Origin of the sequence: Escherichia sp. Lx600-2 (assembly GCF_036662595.1) — a bacterium.
Classification (GTDB): domain Bacteria; phylum Pseudomonadota; class Gammaproteobacteria; order Enterobacterales; family Enterobacteriaceae; genus Escherichia; species Escherichia coli.
In genome coordinates this window covers 51,732-57,731 of record NZ_JAYQWM010000029.1, presented here as the reverse complement: position 1 = coordinate 57,731, position 6,000 = coordinate 51,732, and the positions used below count along the sequence as shown (strand labels likewise).

Here is a 6,000-nt window from a genome sequence, read left to right as displayed (position 1 = left end):
GCCAAGAGTGGCCTGACCCACAGCCTAGTCACCACCGCGGCCAACGAGCATGACCTCAATCAGCTGGGTAATCTGCTGCATGGAGAGGAGCAATTTGTCTCAGCCGATGCCGGCTACCAAGGGGCGCCACAGCGCGAGGAGCTGGCCGAGGTGGATGTGGACTGGCTGATCGCCGAGCGCCCCGGCAAGGTAAGAACCTTGAAACAGCATCCACGCAAGAACAAAACGGCCATCAACATCGAATACATGAAAGCCAGCATCCGGGCCAAGGTGGAGCACCCATTTCGCATCATCAAGCGACAGTTCGGCTTCGTGAAAGCCAGATACAAGGGGTTGCTGAAAAACGATAACCAACTGGCGATGTTATTCACGCTGGCCAACCTGTTTCGGGCGGACCAAATGATACGTCAGTGGGAGAGATCTCACTAAAAACTGGGGATAACGCCTTAAATGGCGAAGAAACGGTCTAAATAGGCTGATTCAAGGCATTTACGGGAGAAAAAATCGGCTCAAACATGAAGAAATGAAATGACTGAGTCAGCCGAGAAGAATTTCCCCGCTTATTCGCACCTTCCTTAACCCATATCGGTAATGAGATGCTCGCCAAAGGTGTGGTTCATGATACCTGGCCACAGGCATTAATTGCCAGAGAAGCAGAATTCCCTACCGGGATAATGCTTGAGCAGCACGCCATTGCAATACCGCATTGTGAGGCGATTCATGCTAAGTCGTCAGCCATTTATCTGTTAAGGCCAACAAATAAAGTTCATTTTCAGCAAGCGGATGATGATAACGACGTGGAGGTATCGTTGGTTATTGCGTTGATTGTGGAAAATCCGCAGCAGCAATTGAAACTTTTACGCTGTTTATTTGGCAAGTTACAACAGCCCGATATCGTCGAGACACTAATCACTCTTCCTGAAACCCAGTTAAAGGAATACTTCACAAAGTATGTTTTAGATTCAGACGAATAAATCCCTCTGTAACAATAAAAAGGACTATTTATGAAACGCAAGATTATTGTCGCTTGCGGAGGCGCGGTTGCGACCTCTACGATGGCGGCGGAAGAAATTAAAGAGTTGTGTCAGAATCATAATATTCCTGTTGAATTAATCCAGTGTCGGGTTAATGAAATAGAAACCTATATGGATGGTGTACATTTGATATGCACCACTGCCAAAGTGGATCGTAGTTTTGGCGATATTCCGTTAGTTCACGGCATGCCTTTTATTTCTGGTGTCGGTATCGAAGCATTACAAAATAAAATTCTGACTATCTTACAGGGGTGACCTATGTTTTCAGAAGTCATGCGTTATATTCTCGACCTCGGCCCTACGGTGATGCTTCCGATTGTCATCATTATTTTTTCTAAAATATTAGGCATGAAGGCAGGCGATTGCTTTAAAGCGGGTCTGCATATCGGGATTGGCTTTGTTGGCATTGGCCTTGTGATTGGCTTAATGCTGGATTCCATTGGTCCGGCGGCGAAAGCGATGGCGGAAAATTTCGACCTGAATCTGCATGTGGTCGATGTCGGCTGGCCGGGCTCTTCACCAATGACCTGGGCGTCGCAAATTGCGCTGGTGGCGATTCCGATTGCGATTCTGGTTAACGTGGCGATGTTACTGACCCGTATGACGCGGGTGGTAAATGTTGATATCTGGAATATCTGGCATATGACCTTCACCGGCGCGTTGCTGCATCTGGCAACCGGTTCATGGATGATAGGGATGGCAGGTGTGGTAATTCACGCGGCGTTTGTTTATAAGCTCGGCGACTGGTTTGCCCGCGATACCCGAAATTTCTTTGAGCTGGAAGGTATTGCTATTCCGCACGGTACGTCGGCGTATATGGGGCCGATTGCGGTGCTGGTCGATGCTATCATCGAGAAAATCCCAGGCGTTAACCGAATTAAATTTAGCGCCGACGATATTCAGCGCAAATTTGGTCCATTTGGCGAGCCTGTCACCGTGGGTTTTGTGATGGGGCTGATTATCGGCATCCTCGCGGGTTACGATGTCAAAGGTGTATTGCAGCTGGCGGTAAAAACGGCGGCAGTTATGCTGCTGATGCCACGGGTGATTAAACCCATCATGGATGGTTTAACGCCCATCGCTAAGCAGGCCCGTAGTCGTTTACAGGCGAAGTTCGGCGGTCAGGAGTTCCTGATTGGCCTGGATCCCGCATTACTGCTGGGGCATACGGCGGTGGTATCGGCAAGCCTGATTTTTATCCCGCTCACCATTTTAATTGCTGTTTGTGTTCCGGGTAATCAGGTACTGCCGTTTGGCGATCTTGCCACCATCGGCTTCTTCGTGGCGATGGCGGTCGCGGTGCATCGTGGAAATCTGTTCCGCACCTTAATCTCGGGTGTCATCATTATGAGCATCACCCTGTGGATCGCGACACAAACTATTGGTTTGCACACCCAACTGGCGGCTAATGCTGGGGCGTTAAAAGCCGGGGGTATGGTGGCTTCAATGGATCAGGGCGGTTCTCCCATTACCTGGTTACTGATTCAGGTTTTCTCCCCGCAAAATATTCCCGGTTTCATTATTATCGGCGCAATTTATCTTACCGGTATTTTCATGACCTGGCGTAGAGCGCGTGGTTTTATTAAACAAGAGAAAACCGTTCTCGCAGAATAATTTTTACCTGAGGGGGAGGTTATCCCCCTTAACAATCAGGAGTTTTTATGAAATCAATGGTGAATGATACTGATGGTATCGTGCGCGTTGCAGAAAGCGTCATTCCTGAAATTAAACATCAGGATGAGGTGCGGGTAAAAATTGCCAGCTCGGGCTTATGTGGTTCCGATTTACCCAGGATATTTAAAAATGGTGCACATTATTATCCAATAACGTTAGGCCATGAATTTAGCGGCTATATTGATGCGGTGGGATCCGGTGTTGATGATTTACACCCTGGCGATGCGGTTGCCTGTGTGCCGTTATTACCCTGTTTTACTTGTCCAGAGTGTTTGAAAGGGTTTTATTCCCAGTGCGCAAAATATGATTTTATTGGCTCGCGGCGTGATGGTGGATTTGCTGAATATATTGTCGTTAAGCGAAAAAATGTCTTTGCTCTACCCACGGATATGCCTATTGAGGATGGGGCTTTTATTGAGCCGATTACCGTTGGCCTGCATGCTTTTCATTTAGCGCAAGGTTGTGAGAATAAAAACGTTATTATTATTGGTGCCGGAACCATTGGCCTGCTGGCTATTCAGTGCGCTGTCGCGCTGGGAGCAAAGAGTGTGACGGCGATCGACATTAGCTCAGAAAAACTGGCACTGGCAAAATCTTTCGGTGCGATGCAAACATTTAACAGTAGCGAAATGAGCGCGCCGCAAATGCAGAGCGTTTTACGCGAACTGCGCTTTAATCAGCTTATCCTCGAGACGGCTGGCGTACCGCAAACTGTCGAACTGGCGGTAGAGATTGCCGGTCCTCATGCCCAACTGGCGCTGGTGGGCACGTTGCATCAGGATCTGCATTTAACATCGGCAACGTTTGGCAAAATATTGCGTAAAGAGCTGACGGTTCTCGGCAGTTGGATGAACTATTCCAGCCCTTGGCCGGGGCAGGAGTGGGAAACGGCGAGCCGGTTGCTGACAGAACGTAAGTTAAGCCTGGAGCCATTAATCGCTCACCGTGGAAGCTTTGAAAGCTTCACCCAGGCGGTGCGTGACATCGCTCGTAATGCCATGCCGGGCAAAGTGTTGCTCATTCCATGAAACCGCGGGCCAGCGTGATGCTGGCCCGGTATTGTGCAAAACAGATCATTCACCAATGGTCCCCCTTCGTTTACACTAGCCACAATTGAATATGGGTAAATGACGATGAATTCATTCGAGCGAAGGAATAAGATCATCCAATTAGTGAATGAACAGGGAACCGTGCTTGTTCAGGATCTGGCGGGAGTATTTGCTGCCTCGGAAGCGACAATCCGTGCCGATTTGCGCTTTCTCGAACAAAAAGGCGTGGTTACGCGCTTTCATGGCGGTGCGGCGAAAATAATGTCCGGTAATAGTGAAACCGAGACCCAGGAAGTCGGGTTTAAAGAGCGATTTCAGCTCGCCAGCGCGCCAAAAAACAGAATAGCGCAGGCGGCAGTCAAAATGATCCATGAAGGGATGACCGTTATTCTCGACAGCGGAAGTACCACAATGCTTATCGCCGAAGGATTAATGACCGCTAAAAATATCACGGTGATTACCAACAGTCTCCCGGCAGCGTTTGCCCTTTCCGAAAATAAAGACATTACTCTGGTCGTCTGTGGTGGCACGGTCCGCCATAAAACGCGCTCGATGCATGGTTCCATTGCCGAGCGTTCATTGCAGGATATTAATGCCGATTTAATGTTTGTCGGTGCTGATGGTATTGATGCGGTTAATGGTATTACGACCTTTAATGAAGGTTATTCGATTAGCGGTGCGATGGTCACCGCCGCTAATAAAGTGATTGCCGTTCTCGATTCATCGAAATTTAACCGTCGCGGTTTTAATCAGGTACTGCCAATCGAAAAAATTGACATTATTATTACCGATGATGCTGTATCAGAGGTGGATAAACTGGCATTGCAGAAGACACGGGTAAAATTAATTACGGTGTAGTATTGTTCTGTATGCCGGATAAGGTATTTACACCGCATCCGGCATTTCGGATTCTCCCTGGTTCAAGAGAGAATAGTTTGATTAACGCAATAATGGACAATCTGGTGGTAATCGACAACGCAACGCCGCCGGAAGTATTTCAATATGAAAGTTTTGTCCGCTCAACGGTTCGCCATCAAGATTAAAAGTGATTTCGTGTGGGGCTTGTATATCAAACCACGACGAAGCGCCTTCGATAATATTCGGGTTATCTTCGTCAGATTTTAAGGTTGATACGAGAGCCGGAAGAATTTCATCGCCGGTAAAAATGCGCAGTTGCAGCAAGCCATCGTTAATTAATGCGTTCGGACACAATTGCTGACCGCCACCGGCCTGACGCCCGTTACCAATACCAATGACCAGGGCGTCACCTTGCCAGTGAAAGTTTTCACCGCGGATTTCACAACGGTCCGGTTGCAGAGTATCCATGCGCATTAAGCCATGAATGATGTAAGAGACGCCACCCAGCGCGGCTTTTAATTTTTCCGGCGTTTCTGTGGTAATACGCGTCCCAAATCCGCCTGTCGCCATATTAATAAAACAGGTTTGTTTGTTGACCTGCGCCATATCTATCGCAATGGCGTTACCGGCAATTGCCAGTTTCAGCGCCTTATCCAGTGCCTCAGGAATCCCTACACTGGTGGCAAAATCATTGGCGGTTCCTAATGGCAAAATTCCCAGCGCGGGTATGCCATCCCCCTCACACTGAATCAACGCCGTAGAAACTTCATTAATGGTGCCATCGCCACCACCGGCAATCACCGTTGCGACACCCAACTTCCGGGCCTCCTCTACATATCGTGCGGCATCGCCTTTCTCCCAGGTGACCCGCACATGGATCGTCATTCCTTCCTCACGCAACAGCATAATTGCTTCGCGCAAGGGTAGATTGTCAGTACTTTTGCCATTAAGAATCAGTAAGCTGGCGGGAAATTCTGCCATGATCGTATGTGCCTTTATGATTGGTCTGTAGATAGTGTAGAGCAGAAAACAAAAGGTGGAGTCAGAACAGGATGAAAGTCGGAGGATAAAAAGTCAGTTCAAGTATGGAAGATTCAGTGGTTACCACCAGGAGCTTGCAATGGGGACAGCGAATACTAACGGCTGCCACCGATAAATTTCAAAAAAGAGCATATACCTAATATTCAACTAAACAGTGGCATCTTCAATATAATATATTAAAGCCCCCATGGAGTTACCCTGAAGGGCCTCAATGTCCGTAATTCCTACTTATGTAGGAAATGTTGTACAGAACATTTATTATAATCCTATTCAATTATAATAATCATGCCATTATTATATTTAAACACTAGAGAGTGTCGTTGGTATTTAATGGGGGAAGGTGA

6 protein-coding genes and 1 pseudogene are annotated in these 6,000 nt (G+C 47.8%); 6 read left to right on the top strand and 1 reads right to left on the bottom strand.

The window, feature by feature from the left end; genetic code table 11:
- From OQV04_RS12795 to OQV04_RS12770, 6 genes and pseudogenes are all read left to right on the top strand, one after another.
- Window positions 1-429 (top strand): annotated as a pseudogene (locus OQV04_RS12795) (IS5-like element IS5 family transposase); the annotation flags it as partial.
- Window positions 430-584: 155 nt separating this feature from the next.
- The gene (gatA, locus tag OQV04_RS12790) at window positions 585-974 is read left to right on the top strand and encodes a PTS galactitol transporter subunit IIA (RefSeq protein ID WP_262020862.1); all 390 of its coding nucleotides are present in this window, start codon (window positions 585-587) and stop codon (window positions 972-974) included.
- A 30-nt stretch (window positions 975-1,004) separates the two neighbouring features.
- Window positions 1,005-1,289, top strand: a complete 285-nt coding sequence (gene gatB, locus OQV04_RS12785; RefSeq protein WP_000823272.1) for a PTS galactitol transporter subunit IIB — start codon at window positions 1,005-1,007, stop codon at window positions 1,287-1,289.
- 3 nt (window positions 1,290-1,292) lie between these two features.
- Complete coding sequence (locus OQV04_RS12780; RefSeq protein WP_032281189.1) at window positions 1,293-2,648, top strand: PTS galactitol transporter subunit IIC; 1,356 nt, start codon at window positions 1,293-1,295, stop codon at window positions 2,646-2,648.
- Window positions 2,649-2,695: 47 nt separating this feature from the next.
- Complete coding sequence (gatD, locus tag OQV04_RS12775; protein WP_032281188.1) at window positions 2,696-3,736, top strand: galactitol-1-phosphate 5-dehydrogenase; 1,041 nt, start codon at window positions 2,696-2,698, stop codon at window positions 3,734-3,736.
- A gap of 105 nt (window positions 3,737-3,841) precedes the next feature.
- Window positions 3,842-4,615 carry a DeoR/GlpR family DNA-binding transcription regulator gene (locus tag OQV04_RS12770; RefSeq protein ID WP_001295426.1) on the top strand — a complete coding sequence of 258 codons (774 nt, stop codon included), beginning with the start codon at window positions 3,842-3,844 and terminating at the stop codon, window positions 4,613-4,615.
- Window positions 4,616-4,696: 81 nt separating this feature from the next.
- On the opposite strand, the gene yegS is transcribed toward OQV04_RS12770, so the two are convergent.
- Complete coding sequence (yegS, locus tag OQV04_RS12765) at window positions 4,697-5,596, bottom strand: lipid kinase YegS (RefSeq protein ID WP_000807373.1); 900 nt, start codon at window positions 5,594-5,596, stop codon at window positions 4,697-4,699.
- Between the last annotated feature and the right edge of the window lie 404 nt (window positions 5,597-6,000).

What these genes read in the sequence shown, in the direction of transcription:
- gatB (WP_000823272.1), top strand. Translation starts at nt 1,005, where the DNA reads ATGAAACGCAAGATTATTGTCGCTTGCGGAGGCGCGGTTGCGACCTCT.
- gatD (WP_032281188.1), top strand. Translation starts at nt 2,696, where the DNA reads ATGAAATCAATGGTGAATGATACTGATGGTATCGTGCGCGTTGCAGAA.
- OQV04_RS12770 (WP_001295426.1), top strand. Translation starts at nt 3,842, where the DNA reads ATGAATTCATTCGAGCGAAGGAATAAGATCATCCAATTAGTGAATGAA.
- yegS (WP_000807373.1), bottom strand. Translation starts at nt 5,596, where the DNA reads ATGGCAGAATTTCCCGCCAGCTTACTGATTCTTAATGGCAAAAGTACT.
- OQV04_RS12780 (WP_032281189.1), top strand. Translation starts at nt 1,293, where the DNA reads ATGTTTTCAGAAGTCATGCGTTATATTCTCGACCTCGGCCCTACGGTG.